Genomic DNA, 22,263 nt, shown 5'->3' with positions numbered 1-22,263 from the left:
AACAGGGCTGCCCGAAAGGTATATCGGAGCCGCTGCAGCAATGCAAGAGATGGCTACGCTTATTCTCACGGAGTTCATCCCCTGTTTATACTGGTCACGACGGACAGGTTCAGGCTACTGCGCGAATGTGCCATTCCGTGGTGATGGGTAAGAGGAATAACGGAGACGTCGACAGCCCTTTACGTGGGAAAGCAAGGATTGCAGACTGAAATGCGCTAAGGAAACAGGCTGTCAGCACCGCTACCGGCATCAGCGCTGACAGCCTCGCCGATCAGGATGCCGGCGGCGTGGTTCGGGCAAAACTTTCCCGTTGAAAGAGTGTTTCGGCCAGCCTGACCAGTGCGGGCCGCTGAACGCACCAGTTAGGGACAACGCGACGGAAATTCAGGTAGCCAATCATGCAGCCTGTGGCAATGTCGGCCAGATTCAGTTCGCCATTATCGATCCACTTTCCTTCACTCACTTCTTTTTCCAGGCTGTCCAGCCCGCGCTGAATCTTGTCGCGATGGCGTAACAGCACTTCTTCTGACTGGGCGTTACCTGGCCGCATTTGCTCACGTACGATCACCAGTGCCGCATCGCTGATGCCATCGGCCAGCTTTTCAAGCTGACGAACCTTTAAAGACGCCAGCGGATCAGCGGGCAATAAAGCCGGTGCCTGACCACGCAGTTCGAGGTACTCCGCAATGATGCTGGAATCGAACCAGACCTGCTGATCCTCCGCGACCAGCGCGGGCACTTTACCCAGCGGGTTATATTGCGGAACATGGCTGTCTTCGCTGTAGGGCGACGCATTAACAAATTCGAACATCATGCCTTTTTCCAGCATGATGACAGAAATCTTGCGGACAAAGGGGCTGGTATAGCTGCCAATCAGTTTCATTGCGTTACTCCCGTTTAGCGAGGTTTCATCAGCAAAAAACTATTCACCGGGAAACATAAAAGGATTCAGGCCACTGCGTACAAAACCTTCCTGCTCCATACGTGCATCCAGCACTAAAGAGGCGAGATCGTCGGCGACCGGTTCAATGGCCGGATTTTTTTCCTGATAAAGCATTTTCATGTAGCTGCCACAGTCGCCGCAGCTTTCTGCTTTGACGGCCGCGTGCTCGCTGTCCAGTGACCAGTAATGCAGATCGCGGTTTTGGTCGCAATGAGAGCAGGTGTTCTGCACGACGTGCCATTCACTTTCGCACAGGTTGCAGTGCAGGTAGCGCGCACTTTCATGCGAACCCATATGTACGATGCTGGCGACCGGCAGGCTGTGACATACCGGGCAGTGCTGGCGTTGTGCGCCCATCTCCGCCTGAGCCGTACCGGGAATCAATGCCGCCATTTGTGCCCAGTAGATCGACAGCGCAGCCCAGATAAAAGGGGCTTTATCACTGCTCACCTGCGCGTACTCACCCGCAAACAGGGCACTGGCCAGCGTTTCCAGCTCGGTCGCTGACGCTTTCTCCAGGTTCTCTAACACCGCCAGCGCCTGACCGCTCATTTCGGGCTTTAGCTCCGCAACTAACGAGTGCAGCAGGCGATGCCAGTGTGGATCGCGCGAAAGAGTATGAATATCCAGCGGCGCTTTATCTTCCTGAGCGCTCCTGAGCAGATGTGCGTGAAGGTTCATCTGCAGAGGATGATCGTACAGAACGATTTCCTGCGCCTGGGCGATGACGGCGGCAAAGCGTAAATAGTCACCCAAAGGATTTTTTGCCGCCAGATCACGCAAACGCGCCGCCCGACGGCTGTATAAATTTTTCAGCCGGGGGAAGAGTAACGGCGGGATCATTTCCGCTGGGTTTTTTTCGCTCTTCTCCAACGGGTCTTTCGGGATAATGCGGATGCGCATAAAAGGCATTTTCCTGTTTGTTGGCTGATTACGCTACTCACGACACCAGCAAAAATGAGGTTGTCTGTATCGGCTACGAATAGCCGTTATGGGCCGGATCTCTCGCCATTTTCCCTCGTAAGAGGTTCTCAGCGAGCAAAGCAGGCGGAAAACCGCGTCAGGAAACCGCAGTGCAAAACAGCTCCCAACAGGCTGAGCATAGCAGTCCAGCCCTTTATCTTCAGTATGAAATACATTTTTCGCCGGCGACAACAGGCATAACGCATTGTGAATAACGGCAAATCGGTGGGCCTTTCACGCTTTATGCTGTCTGCCACCCACAGACTTGTTGCAGCACGGCGCAGGGTACAGAATAGAAGCTATTCAGCATGGCGCAACAGGGTTACCTTTACGCCATCCGCAACAGCTCAGGGTCAGAACAACGTGAAGAACAACGAAGTGAAAGAGGAAACCGGTGCGAGTGAGCGAGCAGGCTTGCGTGAAATCCATGTCTGGCAACGTGACGACCTGCACCATGCTCAGGCCGACTGGTTAGCCGAAGAAGTGCCCGTGGCGTTGGTGTATAACGGTATTTCTCACGTTGTGATGATGACAACGCCCAAGGACCTGGAGGCGTTTGCTGTCGGTTTTTCACTCTCAGAAGGCATCATCGATTCTCCGGCCGATATTTTCGGAATGGATGTGGTGACCGGTTGTCACGGCATTGAGGTGCAGATTGAATTATCCAGCCGACGTTTTATGGCGCTGAAAGCCCAACGGCGAGCGCTGGCCGGCCGGACGGGTTGCGGCGTATGTGGCGTGGAGCAACTGGAGCAGATCGGAAAGCCGCTGACGCCGTTGCCGTTTACGCAGACTTTTCCCCTGGCGCAGCTGGACAGCGCGCTGGCGCAGCTCAAGGACGTCCAGCCCGTCGGGCAAAAAACAGGCTGCACGCACGCGGCCGCCTGGATACATCCTGAGGGTGGACTGATTCATGGCTGTGAGGATGTCGGCCGCCATGTGGCACTGGACAAACTGCTGGGCTATCGCAGTCAGGCCGAATGGGGCAATGGTGCCGTACTGGTCTCCAGCCGGGCCAGCTATGAAATGGTGCAGAAATCGGCAATGTGCGGCGTTGAAATTCTGTTTGCCGTGTCTGCCGCAACCCAGTTAGCGGTGGAGGTGGCCGAACGCTGTCATCTTACCCTGGTAGGATTCAGTAAACCGGGCCGTGCCACCATCTATAGTCATCCGCAGCGGCTGAGATAACGTTTACGTGTTCGGGGCGCTTTGCAGGTAATCCTCTTTACGCACCCAGGCTTTCCGCCACCGAAAAATCTGGCTGCTTTGCATGCTTTTTCAAAACCTTATGTTTAATAGGGCATTGATTACGCTTTTACCGATCATGAATTTAACTATAATGATACGACTGCTTACGCGGCACGTGCCGACATTGTCGTGCTGCTCAAACACTAAATGGAGAGGAAGAACATGAGTTATTCACTGCCATCCCTGCCTTACGCTTACGACGCACTGGAACCGCATTTTGACAAGCAGACGATGGAAATCCATCACACCAAACACCACCAGACTTATGTCAACAACGCCAATGCGGCGCTGGAAGGGACTGAATTTGCCGATCTGCCTGTCGATGAACTGATCACCAAACTGGATCAGCTGCCAGCAGATAAAAAAGGCCCGCTGCGCAATAACGCGGGTGGTCACGCTAACCACAGCCTGTTCTGGAAAGGCCTGAAAACCGGCACCACGCTGCAGGGCGAGCTGAAAGCTGCGATTGAAAAAGATTTCGGCAGCGTAGAAAAATTCCAGGAAGAGTTTGAAAAAGCGGCAGCGACCCGTTTCGGCTCCGGTTGGGCCTGGCTGGTTAAGAAAGGTGACAAACTGGCCGTGGTTTCAACCGCTAACCAGGACAACCCTCTGATGGGCGAAGCGATCGCTGGCGTATCGGGTTACCCTATCATCGGTCTGGATGTGTGGGAACACGCCTACTACCTGAAGTATCAAAACAAACGTCCGGATTACATCAAAGCTTTCTGGAACGTGGTTAACTGGGACGAGGCGGCAGCGCGCTTCGCATCCGCTAAGTAAGCGCTAAGCGCCACACGTACTTTCAACCGGCAGAGTGGCTCTGCCGGTTTTTTTACGCCCGCAGGATGTTCCTTCCCCTGATAATCCTCGTAGACGCAATAGTAACGCTTGCTTAGCGATACTGCCGCCCCGCATTTTACAATTCTGAAACCGCCGTTCTTACCTGCAACAGCCAGACAGGCTTAGCATTCTAAACAATCATTAAACGAAGCGTCAGTTTATCCCGCTAATTTTTTAACAATTTGAGTCATTAACCTGCCGTTGATGCCGGTCGTTTTATCATCAGTGTCACTATCAGACTAATAAGAACGTAGGCTATGTCTATTTATACTACACATGATGTGACGGCGGATTCCTGCGCCGGTTTATTTTTCCAGTTACTTAGCGGAAAGTACGTCCCTAACAAACTCTGGCGTAGCCGTCTTTTCCGGCTTAAATTTGCTTTAAGAACGCTTATTGCGCCTGTTACGACTTTGCGTTATTTACAGCAACTTTCTGCGTTACCAAGAATCACCCAGTTAATGCACGTACAGGGGCTGTTACCTGCAAAACTTCATCGCCCCTATCTGCGTGCGGGGATGAGCGTCGCGCAACGGGCGCAGGCGATTCTTGATCATTATGCGTTGATGGGAAGTCTGGAGAACAGTCAGCTTCGCCAGATTCTGCAAAGCGGAGAGGAGACAGTCCTTGCCAGGTTTGAAGGTAGAAATAATGAAGCGTTCAATATTACTTGTCGCTCCGGATATTTCGATCGTGAAGGAGAAGTCACGGTTGTTTTACGTTATGAAAATGAGGCGCTGGCTTCTCTGTCATTTACCATTATGAATGACGAAAAACAGCGAACTTTGCTGATTGGTGGTTTGCAGGGACCACGTAAACATATCTCAAATGATGTTATTCGTGATGCAACGAAAGCCGCACACGGCTTATTTCCTAAACGCCTGTTAATGGAAGTTGTATTTATTTTGGCTCAGCAATGCGGCGTTAAGAAAATTGCGGCGGTTGGCGACGAAACCCATGTTTTTCGTAGCCTGCGTTATCGTCATAGCAAAGGTGATAAGTTTTTCGCCAGCTACAGTGAATTCTGGCTGACGCTGAATGGTCAGGCCCGCGCTGACGGCATGTTTGCGCTGCCGCTGATGTTGCCACGAAAAACGCTTGAGGACATTGCCAGCAAGAAGCGGGCCGAATACCGCCGTCGTTATACGCTGCTGGATACGCTGGCAGAGCAGGTGAATACGGCTACTGGCCAGCATGCGGTGGATCAGGCGGCTGCCTGATCGCACACATCAAAAGGCGCTTTTGGCAAAGCCTGTCATGACCTGCAGGTTCATTTCTCGTCCCAGCGCGGTCATAGGGTGCACGACAACCAGGCCGCGTACACTTTTCTTTAAGGCACCCAGATTGGCCTGTTCTTTTTTGGTAATTTCGCGGCTGAACGGCAGTTTCTGCAGTTTTTGCGCTTCCTGGCTCAATTTGGCGTCGCGCTGATTGCGCAGACGTTCAATTTCCGTCACCAGCGTTTCTTTCTCTTTTAAAAGCGCGCCCAGCTTTTCAGCATCACCCGCTTCCAGTAGCTGAGGCTCTTTACGGTTCAGCGCGTCCAGTTGATCGCTGAGGCGTTTAATTTCGTTCTTTTCTTGCTCTTTCATGACAACAACTCGTTGAGGAAAACAGGCTAAGGATACACCAAATTCACGACAGATTCTCGGGAGAAGGGTGAAAGAGGGAGCGGTTCAGGCTCCCCGCAGGATTTAGCTGGATGCCTTCTTAAACGCCTGTTTCAGGCTGATACGAGAAATGAGTTCTGTCAGAGACAGGACCATCGTGGAGCGCACCATTTGCAGGTAGCGTTGCTGCTGCATCGCCTGTAAGGCGGGATCGTCTGCCTGTAAGGTGGGAACCGGCGGCCAGGCTGAGACGCAATGCAATTCACCGAAAGGACCCAGGATTTCATCATCGGTAAAACGATAATCGCCCGCGTCGTGATTCAGCTCTTCGCGCAGGGCCAGCAGCAGTTCACAATCTTCATATTCATGACGACTAATCACCCCAAGGCCATAAATCAGCTTAAGCCTGACCGACAGCTCGCCGAGCGGGCCGTCGCCCAGCAACAGAGGCTCCACGGCGTATTTCACGGCGTAGTCATCTTTACGGAATACTTGTAACACCAGCACATTAACGGCTTCGGCCAGCAGTTCAACTGCGGCGAACAGAAAGCTCCGCACCGATCGCCCCGCGTTCAGACGTTCAAGCACACGATTTTCAAAAGCCTGCTTTTCTTCCATTATGGCCTGCGTCAATGTCGTACTGCTGTCGGAGGCGACGTCATCGCCCCCGATCTGGATTGCTAACATGGCGTTATTATGCCATGGCGTGCCAGGCGCTAACGGCTTCTTTTACAATCTCACTGTCAGCCTCCAGGCCAGATACCTGAGCCAGGGTTGCCTGTGGCCCTTTTTCCGCCAGCAGTGCAGCCAGCTCTTGCGCCTGCGGATCCTGGTCGCTGTGGTAGTGCATGGCGGCCGCAATCCCTTTCACCAAATTGGCATGCGGCAATCCGTATTCCAGTGTGCCCAGCGTTGGTTTAATCAGGCGATCGCCCGCACTTAACTTACGAAGTGGCTGCCGACCCACGCGTTCAACATCATCTTTTAAGTAAGGATTTTCAAAGCGGCCCAGGATTTTCTGGATATAGGCAGCATGTTTATCGGCGTCGAACCCATAACGTTTGATGAGCACCGCGCCACTCTCTTCCATGGCACCCTGAACGACGGCGCGAATACCCTCATCAAGAATGGCATCGCGGATGGTCTGGTGGCCAGCCCGTTGTCCCAGGTAGGCCGTAATCGCGTGGCCGGTGTTGAGTGTAAAAAGCTTACGCTCAACAAAGGCCATCAGGTTGTCAGTCAGTTCCATGCCCGTAATGGTGGGCAGATCGCCCTTAAACTGGGTCTTATCCACAATCCATTCGCTGAAGGTTTCCACGGTGACTTCCAGCGGATCCTCACTGCCGGCTTCAGAAGGCGGTACAATACGATCAACCGCAGAATCGACAAAGCCAACATGCGCCTCAAGCCAGGCGTGATACTGGGACGGTAGTGCCTGGAGCACATGCTGTTTGAGCTGACTGGTACCGCGAACCATATTTTCACAGGCGATAATATTTAGCGGCTGAACATTGCCGTTATCACTGCGTTTGGCCAGACCTTTGGCGACGCTGGTGGCGATGCGTTCCAGGATTTGCGGGCCAACCGCAGTGGTAACGAGATCAACTTCAGCGATCAGAGGGATAATATCGTCGCTGGTACTGTTAACGGCGCTGACGCCTGTAACGATGTCGACGTTGGCCTGTTCACCGACGACATGCACAGGATATTCATGACGGGCATTCAGGGCATCCAGTACCGTCTGATTCACATCTGCGAAAACCAGCTCAATACCTGCGTCTGCCAGCAGTTTACCAATAAAACCGCGACCAATATTACCCGCTCCAAAATGTAACGCTTTCATAATTTTGACCCATATCAAATGACAACGGGGCGGGCATGTCCGCCCCAACAAAGTGGGACGGGCATAACCGCCCCAGGGAAAATGTCGGACCGAATCAGGCTAACGCTGGCTTGCCTGATAACAGATCCAGCACATCTTGAACGCTGTTGGTATGAGCCAGTTTTTCAATGACCTGCTCATCGTCAAGTGCGTTGGTCAGGCTGGTGATCACCTGAATATGCTCGTTATTGCGGGCGGCGATACCAATGACCAGGCGCGCCACCTCATCGGGTTCATCACCAAACTGCACGCCAGCAGGGTACTGGCAGAAAACCACACCGGTTTTCAGCACCCGGTCTTTAGCCTCAACCGTGCCGTGCGGGACCGCGATCGACTCGCCAAGGTATGTCGGCGTCAGCTTTTCCCGCTCCAGCATCGCATCAACGTACTCGGGTTGAACATAACCCCCTTTCACCAACTGCTCACCCGCAAAGCGGATGGCCTGCTCTTTATTACTGGCATTCAGTCCCAGGAACACGTTGCTCGCCCCCAGTTTAAACAGGTTGGCACTGCCGTCATCATAGCTGTCACCCAATGTTTTCTGTACGACTTCCCGGTTCGCTTCACTCCGGTTTGCCGCCGCCAGGCGCTGGGTCAGCGTGCTGTACAGAGCACTGTCCAGAAAGTTATTCAGTGAAATGTGTTGGGCATGAGGAGCCTGACGAATGGCGCGTTCGGTCAAATCGCGATGCGTAATGACTAAGTCAACATCACCCGGCAGCGCGTTAATGGCGCTGTTGGTTACCGACACATGCGTTAAGCCTGCATCCTGAACTTTCTTACGCAGTACGCCTGCCCCCATAGCGCTTGACCCCATGCCGGCATCACAAGCCACGATGATTTTACGCACATGGTTCAGGTCAACGCTCATCGCATCGCTGGCAACCGCGGCACCTGACACCGCCTGTCCTTTTGACTCGGCTTTCATATCATGCATGCGCTGCGTAGCCGCTTCGATATCATCGTCTTCTTTCACTTTGCTGGTTTTGAGCAAAATAGCAGAGACCACGAAGGAAACAGCAAAAGCAGCGAAGACGGCGGCAATATTCGCAAAATAAGCGCCTTTTGGCGTCATGGCTAATACTGCCAGAATAGAACCCGGTGAGGCAGGAGAAACCAGGCCGCCATGCAGAACCGTCAGAGTAAACACGCCGGTCATACCGCCGAGGATCACGGCCAGCAGCAGGCGTGGTGCCATCAGGACATAAGGGAAGTAGATTTCGTGAATACCGCCCAGGAAGTGGATGATAGCCGCACCGCCGGCAGACTGCTTCGCACTACCACGACCAAAGAACATATAGGCCATCAGTACGCCCATACCCGGGCCTGGGTTGGCTTCAATCAGGAAGAAGATTGACTTACCGGCTTCGCTTGCCTGTTGAATCCCCAACGGTGAGAAGATGCCGTGGTTAATAGCATTATTAAGAAACAGGATTTTCGCCGGTTCGACAAAGACAGACGTCAATGGCAGCAGGTTATTTTGCACCATCAAATTGACGCCAGCGGACAGAATATGTGACAAACCTTCGACAAGGGGACCAATCGCCAGGAAGGCCAGCAACGCCAACAACATGCCGATGATCCCGGCAGAGAAGTTGTTAACCAGCATTTCGAAGCCGCTTTTGATTTTGCCGTCAACCATGCGGTCAAATGACTTGATTGCCCAGCCACCAAGCGGGCCTGCGATCATCGAGCCGAGGAACATCGGCATATCAGCACCGACAATCACGCCCATTGTCGTGATGGCACCCACCACACCGCCGCGATCGCCTCCCACCAGACGCCCACCTGTAAAGCCAATTAGCAATGGCAGCAGGTAAGTGATCATCGGGGCGACAAGTTTCGCCAGTGTTGCGTTTGGAATCCAGCCCGTTGGAATAAACAGCGCGGTGATAATACCCCAGGCGATAAACGCGCCGATGTTAGGCATCACCATATTACTCAAAAAGCGACCAAAGCTTTGAACTTTGACCTTTACTGATGAGGACATAAGCCCACCCCTTGTTGAGACGCGCTGCAACAGGAGCGCGCGTTTGTTTTTGTTTAGCCACTACGGCGATGCGCCGTCAGTATTACTGTATGCAGGCGGACTTTATCACGCGAATATTGGCCTGCGTAGTGGGTGACCCCATGAGTGATGCAGGTCACATTTATGACGGGGTGACAGGGGCGTTTTAAGTGATTTAGATCACAAAATAAGGGTCATACAGGAAAGTTATGACCAAATTTTGACCATTTATTTTTACTTTAAGTGATATTTATCACACTTTTATCATGCTGCTTTGTTTATAAAATGTGATTAAAGTCACAACTTAATTTAATAAAAAACGGGCCAGATCACATTTTGATCTGGCCCGTTTTTATGAAGCGTAAGCGCGTGGTGAAGTGATTATGAGGTGGACAGTCGCTAATCTGTCCGTGTGAAATTTATTGTCCCGTGCCCTGAACGGCATTCTTGGCCTGAGTCAGTGCCTGGACATTCGCTGATAAACTGGTCATCAGGCTGTTGTACTGGGTAGCCTGTTCCTGAGTAGGGAACTGGACTCCGCCATTATTAAAACTGACGCGTGTCCCCTGTGCCTGAAGAAATTCACCAGTTTTAACCGCATCCTGACTAAGCGCCTGGAGTTTAGGTAACAATGGGATCAACTGAGCGGCAGGCTGAGTGACGACCTTGTCATAGGCGGTATCGAAAACCTTTTTCAGATCGTCAGACTGTTTCAGACCGGCTTTGCTCTTATCCGCCTGCATTTTGGCGCTTTCGAGTTGTTGGGTGGCGACGGTCAGGGCGCTGGTGGCCTGAGCCAGAGAATCCCGGCGACTCAGGTAGTCCTGCGGCACGCGAATAGCAGAAAGCTCATCCACGACCGGGCGCATGCCCTGATCGACCGTCTTATTCACCTGTTGTGAGAAACCATACAAAATCGCGTAATCCCCAGCAAAGGGACCAAAACTCTGTTTCTGGTTTTCACTCAGACTCGGCAGATGTTCACCGCTACGCATAACGGTATTTTGCATGAAATCGATAAACGCTTTGCGTTGTTCGCCTTCTTTATCACCACACGCGGTGAGTTGCAGAACGATAAGCACGCCAGCCAGCATAATGCCGCTGCGTGCCAGGACGCGGGAAATTCCTGAAGCCATGGGTTCAACTCCTGTCAGTAAAACTGGCTGATGTCCGGGTAAGCAGTGGCCTAAAGAATAGAACAAACGTTAATGGCCACACAATGTGAAAGCGCGCTGTCAGGCCATTATGGGTAAGAAAAAAGAGGTTAAACGTAAAATCAGGGCCTCATCCGTTTACAAAGCCTGTTAAAGAGCAGTGAAAAGGCTTTTTTCCATACCCGATAAGGGGCGGCTCGTGCTGTAAAGGCAGTAAGAATAAACCCGGAGCGGGGCCTGTTCAGACGCCCTTTGTTAAGCCTGCCCGGACCGCGCTCACTGCCTGAGCATCCCGTACCGGGTGCAGGCTGTATTAACAACTATCCTCTAAATGCCCTTTCATTGTTCAGTTGCCTTAAAGTAGTGCAACCCGTTGCTCTGGCTCGCTATGGGAAGGGCCTGTCCAGATGACAGAGCAGGATTAATCGTACTGGTGATTGCCTGATAACCGTTATGTCTTTGGGCGCTGGCGGCATGACAGCCACGGCATCGCCAGTGCGTAGCTTGATAAATTGCTGGTACTGACCGTTTTGTTGTAGAAAATCGAAAGATCTGGCGCATATTTTGCAAATTCTTTTGTTGTAAGCGCGTGCGGGGTTCTGAAGATTTATTCACCGAAGAGGGTGAAGAAAAAAAGATCGGAACGCGAAGTGGATGCCGTATCAACAAAATCAATTGCATCAAACGGTTAGGGTTTTTAGCCTTTTTTCAGAATTGTAAAGTTAAAAAAAATGTTTAATTTGCACTGCAAATTGTCAGGTCTCTATCCATACTTAGTCTCCCGGCATATGTTGCATTGCGTTGTCATGTTTAAGCAGCGGTGCAGTACAGGCTGTGTCCCATAAGATTTTCATCATAAATACAAACTCTTATGGGATGCAGCTTGCTTAGTCCGGTTTCTGAACCTGACTTCAGGTTCGTGTACCTTCTTTCACGTGATTCATAGTGAGTTTTAAGGAGTTCTCTATGGAGTTAAAAGATCCTATGTTTGAATTGCTCAGCAGCCTTGAGCAGATTGTTTTGACACGTGATAACAGCCCTGTTGCGCTGCAAACTCAGCGTCAACCTGCAATGCCAGAGCCGCAACGTCTGCGCGAAATGGCGGGAATGCAGGTCGATGAGTTTGCAAAAATCATGGGTGTTAGCGTTTCTTCGGTTAAAAGTTGGGAAGCACAGCGTACGCGCCCTTCAGCAACGGCACAGAAATTGATGAAATTACTTCACGCCAATCCGTATCTTGGACGTCAGCTGCTTGATTAAGTTTTAAAACCCACCCGTTTACAGGTGAGGCCGGTCACAAGGGTGGCCGGCTGTTTAGCCTCCAGCACACAACGCCATCCGTATTTCCTGCCAGCGTCTTATCAGGCAAGCTTCGGTAACACGTCCAGTACGTTACCTACCCAGCAGACAATCACAACGACACCAAAAATGATGACCATGGCGGGAATGATTCTGCCACCCCACACGGTAAAAATTTGGTCGGGAAAGCGTCTCCGGGACTGCATTGCCAGTAGGGCAGGCACGATGACGGCCCACACCGTTGCGCATAAGCCTGCGCCGCCAATGCCATAGAGAAAGCCATTTGGAAAGATCAGGTACAAAAGGCTGGGGGGAAGAAAGGTGAGCAGCACCGTTTTGCCTCGCCCAACGGCGGTATTTTCTATGTTAAACAAGTCCGCCAGATAATCGAATAACCCCAACGTGACGCCAAAAAAAGAGCTGGCAACGGCAAGATTAGAAAAAACCAGCAGGAAAAAGGCAATAACTCTGTCGGGATGGGTGCCCATAAACGACTTCACCAGGGCGTCAACATTGCCCCCCGACGCAATAATGCCTTTAAAACTTTCGCGCGGGATATTGCCCATAGTGCAATACAACCAGAAAAGATAGACAAACAGCGCCAGTAAGGAGCCCAGAACCAGGCTTTTCACCAGCTTGTCTTTCTGCTTGCCATAACAAATTATCAGGCTGGGAATATTGCCATGAAAACCAAATGAAGCAAGGCAGACAGGGATAGCCATAAAGATACAGGCGAAGTAAGAATGCGTGTCACTGAGGCTGCTGGCATCGCTGAGAATGGCATAGTCAACGTCAAAAAATAATGAACCGAAAACAATGATAAAGGCGAGGATTTTAACGCCGAGAAAGAGGGATGTAATCCGGCTTGTTGCCAGTGAGCTTATCCACAGCACGCCAGCAACACCTGCCGCGGTGCCGATGCCAACGACGCGGGCAGGCAAAGTCAGGCCCGTGTGAGCGGACAACGTTTCGCTGATAATCGCACCATTGGCTGAGATATAGGCGTACGTCAGAATATACAGCACAAACGCAACGGTAATGCCGCTAACTACATTCCATTTTTGACCCAGCAGATCTTTGGTTAATGTATTAAAGCTTGAGCCTGGTGGGTAATTTAAATTGGCCTCCAGCAATAACAGACCGGAATGCAGCATGGAAAACCAGGCGATCACCAGGATAAAAGTGCCCCAGAAAAACCAGGCGCCGGCCAGATCAACGGGCAGTGCAAACATGCCGCCACCGATGACCGTGCCGGCAATAACCATCACGCCCCAAAAGGCGGAATGTTTTTGATGTGGATGATCGTCCATGGTGTCCTCTCAATACGGTATCTCATGTTTATCATTTTTATTGTTGTGAGGTTAACAGAGCGATGCGGCAGAGCGGCTGTCGCTGACAGCCGCTCACTTTACAGGTATGACGGTTAAATCTCTTTAAGTTTTGCAGTGAAGTGGCGCAATACCTCAGGCTCATAGATGAAGGTTAAGCCTTTTATGTTGGCCGCATTCTCTTTCACATGTCCGAATGCTTCAATGATGAAATCCATGTGCGTTTGCGTGTAGGTGGCCCTGGGAAGGGTCAGACGCAGCAATTCAGCCGGGCAGGGCAACTGTTTACCCGTTTTCGGATCACGACCTAACAAAAATGATCCAATCTCTACCGCCCGAATGCCTGCCACCTTATACAGCTCACAGGCCAGGGCCTGAGCCGGAAACTGATCGGCGGGAATATGAGGCAATAATTTACCGGCGTCGACAAAAGCAGCGTGCCCTCCAGCCTGCTGACAGGTCACACCTGTGGATTCCAGCCCGTCTACCAGGTACTGAATCTGGCTGATGCGATAGGCCAGCCAGTCCTGACGCATCCCGTCGTAAAGCCCTACTGACAGCCGTTCCATCGCACCGCCTTCTAAGCCGCCATAGGTGGGAAAACCTTCCTGCACGACGCACAGTGTTCGGCAATCTGTATAGACGTCAAAGACGCGGTCGTCCTTGAAGGAGAGCAAGCCGCCCATTGGCACCATGGCATCTTTTTTGGCCGACATCGCCAGCATGTCGGCATATTGATAGCTTTCCCGGGTAATCGCGTCGATTGTCCAGCCCTGGTACTCTTTTTCACGTTGCTGGATAAAGTAGGCATTTTCAGCGAAACGGGCTGAATCCATGACCACAGGAATGTCATATTGCTTTGCGATTTGGTACATGGCTTTTAAGTTGGCCAGAGAGACAGGTTGTCCTCCAGCCGAGTTGCAGGTGATCGTCGCCACAATGTAAGGCACGTGACGGGCACCCACTTCCTTTATACCGTCTTCCAGACGTTGCAGGTCGAAATTGCCTTTAAAATCATGACGTACTGCGGTATCGAAAGCCTCTTTGATATAAACGTTTCGGACAGTGCAGCCGTTAATCTGGCTATGTCCTTGCGTGGTGTCGAAGAAGTAGTTAGAAAAAGCCACCATTTTGGTTCTGTCGAGGCCTTTTTCCTTTTCACGTTTTTTAATTAATACCGGGATATAAATTTGCTCTGCACCCCGGCCCTGATGAGTCGGAATGGTATATTCATACCCAAAGATGGCTTTCACGGCATCGGCTAATGCATAGTAACTGCGGCTTCCACTGTATGATTCGTCGCCCCGCATCATGGCTGCCTGCATGTTTTGTGTCACTGCGCCGGTGCCGCTGTCCGTGAGGAGATCAATAAAAACGTCTTCACTGTCCAGTAAAAAAGGATTCATACCCGCTTTTATTATCGCCGCCTCGCGATATTCGCGGGTCGTCCGTTTAACGGGTTCAATAACACGAATGCGAAAAGGTTCCGGTAAATGTTTAAAGTTATTCATTGCTCTTCCTTTTATTCAGGCATGCCGGTGCCGTGACTTTTGCAAATAAATAAAAATCAGGCGTGGCCATTCTTTTAAATTTAAATGTCCATGAATTTCGCTGAGACGGCAGGGTACGTAGCCTGTAAAAAGAGCGAGAAAAGCGATGCAACAGGACGACACTATTTATGCAGTCTTAATGAAATCAGGATGCGCGTGCGTGCACCCGCGACACCGGAGGTATAAGCCAGCGAGTGCTCAGAACGGTAAAAGGAAGGGATTAAGGACGATGATTGACGATAATATTGTCAAGGTTAAACCATTTAGATAACAGGGCAGGATTGTTTAAGATAATCATAATGTTTCAACTCTCATTAAACATAATATTACCCTATTCTATTATCTTTATAAGTCCATCGTTTTTGTAGGCTATCGTGATTACTATCACAGTAATAAAAGTGTTCGTTAAAGGTAAATTATTACTGATTTAACCTGGATTTGGATCTGTTTCAAAAGCCTATTGCTGGCCCTGTCGTCGTTATTATTACACCGTTACGTTTCCACGGCGTCTGCCATCAGGAAAAAACAGCGGCGTACTCGCAGCACAGGGATTCGGACGACAGGCCCGGTGACGCATTTCGGGAACCGGAACAGCCAGCGCTGCGTTCAGATTCGACTATGGCTGGCGTTTACCTGCTGTGAGAAAGATACTCAGTCAGCGTCAACGTAACCCGCCGTACCGCGCTGCCTGCTTTATAAACCAGTTCTCGGGCACGCTGTACGGTGCCTGACTTAGCTGTGCAATGCCCTTTTCAATATTTGTCGAGGCCTGATGCCAGAGTACTTCACTGCCTTCTTTGAGCAGGCCAATCTGAATTTTCTTTTCAATCAGGTAAACGCGGGCGAAGTGCGGATCGAAGCGGACGATGGCCCGTGTGTTATCAATAATATCGGCCAGCTTGATAGTTTGCGCTTCAGGACTGGCCTGGGCAGTATGACGGAAATGCGCCATTTTTCTGGCTGCCCGATTTTTTGCCTGCGTGGGGGCGGTATCGGTCAGCATTTCAACCAGTCGGGCCACTTCCGGGCCGAAATGATTTTCAATATCGTTGAGTGTCGTCGCCGTATCTTCTACAGTATCGTGCAGCCAGGCAGCGGCCAGCATAACCGGGTCATCGGTTACGCTTCTGACCAACTCCACCACGGCTGTCGGATGAACAATATAGGGCTCATCGGTATATTTACGCCGCTGTCCTGATTCAGCATGGACCTGCGTGGCATAGCGTCGTGCCTGTTCTTCCAAAGAATCCTGCATGCACTACCCCCGGCTGTCATAAATTGCTTGCAATTAACTAGTGTGCTATCTATATTACTTCCATGAACAGTTATCAAGATGACAAAAAAGTGAAAGCAGCGCCACTGTTGCTCGATCAGCAACTTTGCTTCGCACTTTATTCCGCCAATCTGGCGATGCATAAAGTCTATCGCAAGTTACTTAGCCAGATGGATATTACCTATCCGCAATATCTGGTCATGCTGGTGCTGTGGCAACAGGATTCACTCACGGTGTCAGAAATAGGCGAACGGCTTTTTCTGGATTCAGCGACGCTGACGCCGCTGTTGAAACGTCTGGAAAATGCGGGCTTAATCAACCGTCAGCGTTCCCGTCAGGATGAACGTCAGGTGGTGGTCAGCTTAACGGATTCCGGGTGGGCTTTACGTCAGCAGGCTGAAAGTATTCCTGATGACATTCAGTGTGCGTCAGATTGTAGCGAGGACGAGATGTATGCGCTTAAGCTACAGCTCAACCAGTTACGTGACAAACTGATGGCTCCGCGCTAAATTTTCTAATGAGTACAGGCAGTAAATTAACCTTCACTGTTCGACTACGTTGTGATGAGTAGCGAGCGATTAAATAGTGCAATGGAGAAAAGCGATGTCTTTAGAACAAGTGGTTTACCGTGCAAAAGCTAAAGCTACCGGTGGTCGTGATGGCCGCGCAACGTCTTCTGACGGCGTGCTGGATGTCAAACTGGGTGTGCCAAAAGAGATGGGCGGCGCAGGTGGCGAAGTCACTAACCCAGAGCAGCTTTTTGCAGCGGGATACTCAGCTTGCTTCCTGGGTGCGATGAAATTTGTTGCTGGCCGCGACAAGATTGCGATGCCAAAAGATGCATGGATTGAAGGTGAAGTCGGAATTGGTCCAATCCCAAATGGTTTTGGTATCGAAGCGACGCTGAATATCCACTTGCCTGACATGGATGAAGCAGAAGCACAGAAGCTGGTTGACGCCGCGCACATCGTGTGTCCTTACTCAAATGCCACACGTAACAATATTGACGTAACACTGAACATTATTCGCTAAGCGATCAAGGGCCTGGTTCCGGGCCCTTCCTTACTTTCTCTTCTGGCCCACTTCCCGGATCGTGCTGAACAGGATTATTTTCTGGTTTATAGCGTGGCCGCGTGCTTAACTGTGCCGCTTTATATCAGGGCATGTCAAAACGCTCAGAATTCTCTTCTTATTTAACCGGCTTGCTTAATTCGCGAACTCTGCAGAAATATGGCAGTCAGATTAACGTTTGATTAAGCGCTTAGTCCGGGGAAACTCCATTTTTCATGAATTATATAAAATCATTAACACAGCAAAAGCTGTCGCTCTTGCTGGCTTTGTATCTCGGTATCCTGCTGAATTTGCCGATTTTTTATCGCCGCTTTGCGGGACTGTTGACAACCTCAACCGTGACAACCTGGCTCACCGCGCTTACAGAGGTTGTGGCTATCGTACTGTTAACGTTTTTCCTGATGCGGCTGTTATCGCTGGGTGGAAGAGTGTTTTACCGTATTCTGGCCACGTTGATCGTGCTGATTTCTGTCGCCGCCGCCTATTACATGGCCTTTTTTAATGTGGTTATCGGCTATGGCATTGTTGCATCCGTGATGACAACCGATACCGATCTGTCTAAAGAGGTCGTGGGCTATCACTTCATTTTGTGGATGGTCCTGGCCAGTGCGCTGCCGTTGTTCTTCATCTGGCGTAACAGTCTTAGCATGACGCTCAATGAGCAACTGCGCACACCAGGACAGCGTCTTAAGCCCACGCTTATCCTGCTGGCTTGCGTCGCCCTCGTCTGGCTGCCCATCCGCTACCTTGATAAGTTGCAAAAAAACAATGAGGAAGTGACCAATATCGATCTGCCCAGTTATGGCGGCGTAGTTGCGCACTCCTATTTACCCTCTAACTGGCTGGCCGCGCTGGGCCTGTTTACCTGGACGAAAGTCGACGAAACGCTGGAAAACCATGAACTGCTGGATCCTGCCCAAAAGTTTACCTATGTTGCGCCGCCGGGCTTAGATGATACTTACGTTGTATTCGTTATCGGCGAAACCACGCGCTGGGACCATATGGGATTGCTGGGCTACGAGCGTAATACCACGCCGAAGCTTTCTCAGGAGAAAAATCTGGTCGCATTCCGCGGTGAATCCTGTGATACCGCGACCAAGCTGTCTTTACGTTGTATGTTTGTACGTGAAGGCGGCACCATGGATAATCCTGGCCGGACGTTAAAAGAGCAAAATGTTTTCGCGGTAATGAAAGAGCTAGGCTTCACCTCAGAGCTGTTTGCGATGCAGAGTGAAGTCTGGTTCTACGATAACATCAACGCTAATAACTTCTCTTTCCGTGAGCAGATCGGTTCAGAACCACGCAATCAGGGCAAGTCAGTGGATGATATGCTGCTTGTACCTGAGCTGCAGGCATCATTGCAGCGTTATCCAAAAGGTAAGCATCTGGTTGTGTTGCATACCAAAGGTTCCCATTACCTCTATTCGCAACGGTATCCGCGCAGTTTTGCGCGTTACCAGCCTGAATGCATGGGCGTGGATGAAACCTGCAGCAAAGCGCAGTTGATTAATGCCTATGATAATTCGGTACTCTACGTCGACAGCATGCTGGACAGCGTATTGGATCAGCTGCGTGATAAGAAAGCGATTGTTTTCTATGCCTCTGATCATGGTGAATCGATTAGCGACAATATGCATTTGCACGGCACGCCGCGTGAGATGGCACCACCAGAGCAGTTCCGCGTGCCGATGATGGTCTGGGCATCGGACAAATACCTGGCGGACTCTACGAATCGCGAAAACTTTGAACGACTGCAGGCGCAACAGCGTACGGGCAAAACCCATCGTCATGTTGAGCTGTTTGATACGATTCTGGGCTGCCTGGGTTATACCTCGCCCGATGGTGGAATTAAGCAGGCGAACAACTGGTGTCAGGCGCCAGCCAGAACGGCGACTAAAGCGCTGTAATCACACAGGGATTTTGGATTGATAACGCCGAGAAGCCGCTGACCGCCTGCTTTCCAGGCGATTGGCCTTAAAAGCGCAAAAAGCGGTTGACGCTTATCAGGGGGAGCAGTAACATGCGCCCCCATCGGCGAGTAGCGCAGCTTGGTAGCGCAACTGGTTTGGGACCAGTGGGTCGGAGGTTCGAATCCTCTCTCGCCGACCATATTTAAGAAACCTGTCTGCAAAGACAGGTTTTTTTTCGCCTGAATAAAAGAGGATGAGAACCTCCGGAGGCGGTTTGCGCCGGGCGAAGCGAGACAACGTTGCGAACGCAACGGCCCGAAGGGGGCTTACGCAGTAAGCCTAATCCTCTCTCGCCGACCATATTTAAGAAACCTGTCTGCAAAGACAGGTTTTTTTTCGCCTGAATAAAAGAGGATGAGAACCTCCGGAGGCGGTTTGCGCCGGGCGAAGCGAGACAACGTTGCGAACGCAACGGCCCGAAGGGGGCTCACGCAGTAAGCCTAATCCTCTCTCGCCGACCCTGTTTAAGAAACCTGTCTGCAAAGACAGGTTTTTTTTGCCTGAATAAAAGCGAATGAGAACTGCCGAAGGCAGCTTGCGCCGTGCATGCGCAGGGTTTCGTTAATAAAGGGGGCCATCTTTACTCTTTCTGTTTAGTTTTTAACCCAATGATAAAACAGCTTTTTTGCTGCGGCCTGACATAGTCATCGTCACCTGTGTTTGTGACGGGGCTTATGACGTGTTGTGAAAATTACGTCATCACAGCAAGCCTTTATGGGTTTGTTATTAGAAAATCTCATGTCAGTAATTTTGTGAAAAACCAATAACACATCCTTGCAGCGCAATTTCATGACAGACCGCTATTTTGCCGTCTCAATGCGATGCAGGCCTTGTTGTCTGAGGGATGCTGGCAGGCGAAATATAAGTTTTGGTTATGCAGTAAAAACGCAAAATGTTAAATTTTTGCGAGAAAATATCAGCATTTTCCGCTGTATGAACGTCATAACGCACAGGGAATCGTTCAGATATCCAACATTTGGCGCTAAATGATGTACGATTTTATTTAGTGGTAATGACTGCTTAACAATGCCTGTCGTAGCAGAATGCGCGGAAATAAAGCCACGCCACTGTGCAATATAGGGCGTTAGCGCGCGCAGGGTTTTTTTTATCGTTGCTTGCTATTCCTCACACTCTGTGTAAATAACTAACCGTTGTATTGACGTTCTTTGCAACTGTTGACAAATTGATGCGTCAATAACGGTGCAGATACAGATTTTTCTGATGGGTACTTATCAATCAGCATTATCAAAACAAAAATATCTCACTCTTATCACCCGATCAGGGTGGACCGCCTGAACCGCATAAAAAAACCAGAGGTCGGGCAATGCACACAACAACACATCACAATGGAGCAAAAGCATGATCAACTCCCTGGCCAAATCCAGGATGCTGAAGGTCGGTCTGAGCCTCGTCGCCATGACCGTAGCCGCAGGTGTTCAGGCGAAAACCCTGGTTTATTGTTCTGAAGGTTCTCCGGAAGGGTTTAACCCGCAACTCTTTACGTCGGGTACGACGTATGATGCCAGCTCTGTTCCAATCTATAACCGTCTGGTTGAATTCAAAACCGGTACGACCGAACTGGTACCCGGACTGGCTGAAAAGTGGGACGTCAGTGCTGACGGTAAAACGTATACCTTCCATTTGCGCAACGGCGTGAAATGGCAAACGACTAAAGATTTCAAACCTACGCGTGAATTTAACGCGGATGACGTCGTGTTTTCTTTTGAGCGTCAGTTAGACAAAAACAACAAGTACCACAACGTCTCTGGCGGCAGCTACGAGTACTTTGAAGGTATGGATATGCCAAAGCTGATCAGCAAAATCGAAAAAGTAGACGATCATACCGTTCGCTTTGTGCTGACGCGTCCTGAAGCGCCTTTCCTGGCTGATCTGGGCATGGATTTCGCCTCCATCATGTCCAAAGAATACGCTGACAACATGCTGAAAGCCGGCACGCCTGAAAAAATTGACCTGAATCCAGTGGGCACCGGGCCGTTTGTGCTTCAGCAGTACCAGAAAGACTCACGTATCCTGTACAAAGCCAACCCGGATTACTGGGGAACCAAGCCAAAAATCGATCGTCTGGTTTTCTCGATTACCCCCGATGCGTCAGTACGTTACGCCAAGCTGCAGAAAGGCGAATGTCAGATCATGCCGTATCCGAATCCGGCTGATATCGCCAGCATGAAGAAAGACAGCAAAATTAACCTGATGGAGCAGCCAGGTCTGAACGTCGGTTACCTGTCATTCAACACCGAGAAAAAACCGCTGGATAACGTGAAAGTGCGTCAGGCACTGACCATGGCGGTAAACAAGAAAGCCATCATTGATGCGGTTTATCAGGGCGCCGGCCAGCCAGCGAAAAACCTGATTCCACCGACAATGTGGAGTTATAACAACGATGTTAAAGACTATGCCTACGATCCAGAGAAAGCCAAAGCGTTGCTGAAAGAAGCCGGTATGCCGGATGGTTTCTCTATCGATCTGTGGGCAATGCCGGTTCAGCGTCCTTATAACCCGAACGCGCGCCGTATGGCAGAGATGATTCAGGCTGACTGGGCGAAAATTGGCGTGAAAGCCAAGATTGTCACCTATGAATGGGGCGAGTACCTGAAACGTGCCAAAGCGGGTGAGCACCAGACGGTCATGATGGGCTGGACTGGCGATAATGGGGATCCCGATAACTTCTTCGCAACGCTGTTCAGCTGTGCGGCGGCGAAAGACGGCTCTAACTATTCGCGCTGGTGCTACAAGCCGTTTGAAGATTTGATTCAGCCAGCACGTGCGGAATCCGATCACAACAAACGTATTGAGTACTACAAGCAGGCTCAGGTTGTAATGCATGACCAGGCGCCTGCGCTGATCATCGCTCACTCAACCGTTTATGAGCCTGTAAGCAAGAAAGTTACTGGTTATGTCGTTGATCCATTAGGTAAACATCACTTCGATACCGTCGATATTCAGGAATAACCTTTCGGATTACTGCAGTCAGGGCCGGTTTTACCGGCCCTCAGGCGACCGTGTCAGGTCGCCTGTTATCTGCTCTTTTTTTTCCGGCTAATTACTTTTACAAAAAGAAGCGCTTCCTGCGTCGCGTTCTGCTGTCGCGGGATGCGGTTAATGA

The 22,263-nt window shown here is 50.7% G+C and carries 19 protein-coding genes, 1 tRNA gene and 2 other RNA genes; 11 read left to right on the top strand and 11 right to left on the bottom strand.

The annotated features are described in order from the left end of the window. Window positions 1-271 precede the first annotated feature (271 nt). Both GC090_RS19845 and fdhE read right to left on the bottom strand, forming a co-directional pair. A complete protein-coding gene (locus GC090_RS19845; RefSeq protein ID WP_033737305.1) occupies window positions 272-883 on the bottom strand; it encodes a glutathione S-transferase in 612 nt (203 codons plus the stop codon). Between the two features lie 39 nt (window positions 884-922). Beyond that, window positions 923-1,846, bottom strand: a complete 924-nt coding sequence (gene fdhE / locus GC090_RS19840) for a formate dehydrogenase accessory protein FdhE (protein ID WP_039339184.1) — start codon at window positions 1,844-1,846, stop codon at window positions 923-925. A gap of 474 nt (window positions 1,847-2,320) precedes the next feature. Between fdhE and fdhD the strand changes: the two genes are divergently transcribed. The 3 genes from fdhD (at window position 2,321) to GC090_RS19825 (ending at window position 5,214) form a co-directional block, all read left to right on the top strand. Next, window positions 2,321-3,094 carry a formate dehydrogenase accessory sulfurtransferase FdhD gene (fdhD, locus tag GC090_RS19835; RefSeq protein WP_226374606.1) on the top strand — a complete coding sequence of 258 codons (774 nt, stop codon included), beginning with the start codon at window positions 2,321-2,323 and terminating at the stop codon, window positions 3,092-3,094. 222 nt (window positions 3,095-3,316) lie between these two features. Further along, window positions 3,317-3,934, top strand: a complete 618-nt coding sequence (gene sodA / locus GC090_RS19830; protein WP_006121393.1) for a superoxide dismutase [Mn] — start codon at window positions 3,317-3,319, stop codon at window positions 3,932-3,934. A gap of 317 nt (window positions 3,935-4,251) precedes the next feature. Then, window positions 4,252-5,214 carry a VirK/YbjX family protein gene (locus GC090_RS19825; protein ID WP_324020659.1) on the top strand — a complete coding sequence of 321 codons (963 nt, stop codon included), beginning with the start codon at window positions 4,252-4,254 and terminating at the stop codon, window positions 5,212-5,214. Between the two features lie 9 nt (window positions 5,215-5,223). On the opposite strand, the gene GC090_RS19820 is transcribed toward GC090_RS19825, so the two are convergent. From GC090_RS19820 to GC090_RS19800, 5 genes are all read right to left on the bottom strand, one after another. Continuing rightward, entirely contained in the window at window positions 5,224-5,586 is a 363-nt protein-coding gene (locus GC090_RS19820; protein ID WP_006121395.1) for a YibL family ribosome-associated protein, read from the bottom strand. Between the two features lie 102 nt (window positions 5,587-5,688). Then, window positions 5,689-6,291 (bottom strand): MltR family transcriptional regulator, encoded by a 603-nt coding sequence (locus GC090_RS19815; RefSeq protein WP_172677666.1) that lies wholly within the window; start codon window positions 6,289-6,291, stop codon window positions 5,689-5,691. A gap of 7 nt (window positions 6,292-6,298) precedes the next feature. After that, window positions 6,299-7,447: a mannitol-1-phosphate 5-dehydrogenase gene (gene mtlD / locus GC090_RS19810; RefSeq protein WP_324020658.1), complete on the bottom strand. Its 1,149-nt coding sequence runs from the start codon at window positions 7,445-7,447 to the stop codon at window positions 6,299-6,301. A gap of 94 nt (window positions 7,448-7,541) precedes the next feature. Then, window positions 7,542-9,476: a PTS mannitol transporter subunit IICBA gene (locus GC090_RS19805; protein WP_054634740.1), complete on the bottom strand. Its 1,935-nt coding sequence runs from the start codon at window positions 9,474-9,476 to the stop codon at window positions 7,542-7,544. 437 nt (window positions 9,477-9,913) lie between these two features. Continuing rightward, a complete protein-coding gene (locus tag GC090_RS19800; RefSeq protein ID WP_006121399.1) occupies window positions 9,914-10,630 on the bottom strand; it encodes a DUF3053 domain-containing protein in 717 nt (238 codons plus the stop codon). A 984-nt stretch (window positions 10,631-11,614) separates the two neighbouring features. Here GC090_RS19800 and GC090_RS19795 point away from each other — a divergent pair. Then, the gene (locus GC090_RS19795) at window positions 11,615-11,908 is read left to right on the top strand and encodes an HTH-type transcriptional regulator (protein WP_006121400.1); all 294 of its coding nucleotides are present in this window, start codon (window positions 11,615-11,617) and stop codon (window positions 11,906-11,908) included. A gap of 101 nt (window positions 11,909-12,009) precedes the next feature. Here GC090_RS19795 and tnaB read toward each other — a convergent pair whose 3' ends face one another. The 4 genes from tnaB to GC090_RS19780 all read right to left on the bottom strand — a co-directional run bounded on the left by tnaB (window position 12,010) and on the right by GC090_RS19780 (window position 16,080). Further along, window positions 12,010-13,257, bottom strand: coding sequence for a low affinity tryptophan permease TnaB (gene tnaB / locus GC090_RS19790; protein ID WP_006121401.1), 1,248 nt, complete (start codon window positions 13,255-13,257; stop codon window positions 12,010-12,012). A 113-nt stretch (window positions 13,258-13,370) separates the two neighbouring features. Continuing rightward, entirely contained in the window at window positions 13,371-14,786 is a 1,416-nt protein-coding gene (gene tnaA / locus GC090_RS19785; protein WP_133745818.1) for a tryptophanase, read from the bottom strand. Between the two features lie 259 nt (window positions 14,787-15,045). Next, complete coding sequence (tnaC, locus tag GC090_RS23295; protein ID WP_071988795.1) at window positions 15,046-15,123, bottom strand: tryptophanase leader peptide; 78 nt, start codon at window positions 15,121-15,123, stop codon at window positions 15,046-15,048. Between the two features lie 363 nt (window positions 15,124-15,486). After that, window positions 15,487-16,080 (bottom strand): HD domain-containing protein, encoded by a 594-nt coding sequence (locus GC090_RS19780; RefSeq protein WP_006121403.1) that lies wholly within the window; start codon window positions 16,078-16,080, stop codon window positions 15,487-15,489. Window positions 16,081-16,142: 62 nt separating this feature from the next. Here GC090_RS19780 and GC090_RS19775 point away from each other — a divergent pair, with 62 nt between their 5' ends. From GC090_RS19775 to dppA, 7 genes are all read left to right on the top strand, one after another. After that, on the top strand, window positions 16,143-16,607 hold the full coding sequence (locus tag GC090_RS19775; protein WP_054634736.1) for a MarR family winged helix-turn-helix transcriptional regulator: 465 nt from the start codon (window positions 16,143-16,145) through the stop codon (window positions 16,605-16,607). Between the two features lie 94 nt (window positions 16,608-16,701). Then, entirely contained in the window at window positions 16,702-17,130 is a 429-nt protein-coding gene (locus GC090_RS19770; RefSeq protein WP_006121405.1) for an organic hydroperoxide resistance protein, read from the top strand. Window positions 17,131-17,384: 254 nt separating this feature from the next. Continuing rightward, a complete protein-coding gene (gene eptB, locus GC090_RS19765) occupies window positions 17,385-19,076 on the top strand; it encodes a kdo(2)-lipid A phosphoethanolamine 7''-transferase (protein WP_289367705.1) in 1,692 nt (563 codons plus the stop codon). A 125-nt stretch (window positions 19,077-19,201) separates the two neighbouring features. Beyond that, window positions 19,202-19,278 (top strand) — tRNA-Pro (locus GC090_RS19760). A gap of 33 nt (window positions 19,279-19,311) precedes the next feature. Then, window positions 19,312-19,439, top strand: a non-coding RNA gene (locus GC090_RS19755) — RtT sRNA. A gap of 33 nt (window positions 19,440-19,472) precedes the next feature. After that, window positions 19,473-19,600, top strand: a non-coding RNA gene (locus GC090_RS19750) — RtT sRNA. A gap of 898 nt (window positions 19,601-20,498) precedes the next feature. Further along, window positions 20,499-22,109, top strand: a complete 1,611-nt coding sequence (gene dppA, locus GC090_RS19745; protein WP_006121407.1) for a dipeptide ABC transporter periplasmic-binding protein DppA — start codon at window positions 20,499-20,501, stop codon at window positions 22,107-22,109. Window positions 22,110-22,263 lie beyond the last annotated feature (154 nt).

It is taken from the genome of Pantoea sp. JZ29 (genome assembly GCF_035190385.1).
In the GTDB taxonomy this organism is placed as follows: domain Bacteria; phylum Pseudomonadota; class Gammaproteobacteria; order Enterobacterales; family Enterobacteriaceae; genus Pantoea; species Pantoea stewartii.
The sequence above is the reverse complement of the archived record's forward strand: the minus strand, read 5'-3'. Positions and strand labels throughout refer to the sequence as shown.

Coding starts and splice junctions, on each gene's coding strand:
- GC090_RS19825 (WP_324020659.1), top strand. CDS start 4,252: ATGTCTATTTATACTACACATGATGTGACGGCGGATTCCTGCGCCGGT.
- GC090_RS19845 (WP_033737305.1), bottom strand. CDS start 883: ATGAAACTGATTGGCAGCTATACCAGCCCCTTTGTCCGCAAGATTTCT.
- tnaC (WP_071988795.1), bottom strand. CDS start 15,123: ATGATTATCTTAAACAATCCTGCCCTGTTATCTAAATGGTTTAACCTT.
- tnaB (WP_006121401.1), bottom strand. CDS start 13,257: ATGGACGATCATCCACATCAAAAACATTCCGCCTTTTGGGGCGTGATG.
- GC090_RS19800 (WP_006121399.1), bottom strand. CDS start 10,630: ATGGCTTCAGGAATTTCCCGCGTCCTGGCACGCAGCGGCATTATGCTG.
- GC090_RS19795 (WP_006121400.1), top strand. CDS start 11,615: ATGGAGTTAAAAGATCCTATGTTTGAATTGCTCAGCAGCCTTGAGCAG.
- GC090_RS19820 (WP_006121395.1), bottom strand. CDS start 5,586: ATGAAAGAGCAAGAAAAGAACGAAATTAAACGCCTCAGCGATCAACTG.
- GC090_RS19815 (WP_172677666.1), bottom strand. CDS start 6,291: ATGTTAGCAATCCAGATCGGGGGCGATGACGTCGCCTCCGACAGCAGT.
- GC090_RS19780 (WP_006121403.1), bottom strand. CDS start 16,080: ATGCAGGATTCTTTGGAAGAACAGGCACGACGCTATGCCACGCAGGTC.
- tnaA (WP_133745818.1), bottom strand. CDS start 14,786: ATGAATAACTTTAAACATTTACCGGAACCTTTTCGCATTCGTGTTATT.
- GC090_RS19775 (WP_054634736.1), top strand. CDS start 16,143: ATGAACAGTTATCAAGATGACAAAAAAGTGAAAGCAGCGCCACTGTTG.
- dppA (WP_006121407.1), top strand. CDS start 20,499: ATGATCAACTCCCTGGCCAAATCCAGGATGCTGAAGGTCGGTCTGAGC.
- mtlD (WP_324020658.1), bottom strand. CDS start 7,447: ATGAAAGCGTTACATTTTGGAGCGGGTAATATTGGTCGCGGTTTTATT.
- GC090_RS19805 (WP_054634740.1), bottom strand. CDS start 9,476: ATGTCCTCATCAGTAAAGGTCAAAGTTCAAAGCTTTGGTCGCTTTTTG.
- GC090_RS19770 (WP_006121405.1), top strand. CDS start 16,702: ATGTCTTTAGAACAAGTGGTTTACCGTGCAAAAGCTAAAGCTACCGGT.
- sodA (WP_006121393.1), top strand. CDS start 3,317: ATGAGTTATTCACTGCCATCCCTGCCTTACGCTTACGACGCACTGGAA.
- fdhE (WP_039339184.1), bottom strand. CDS start 1,846: ATGCGCATCCGCATTATCCCGAAAGACCCGTTGGAGAAGAGCGAAAAA.
- eptB (WP_289367705.1), top strand. CDS start 17,385: ATGAATTATATAAAATCATTAACACAGCAAAAGCTGTCGCTCTTGCTG.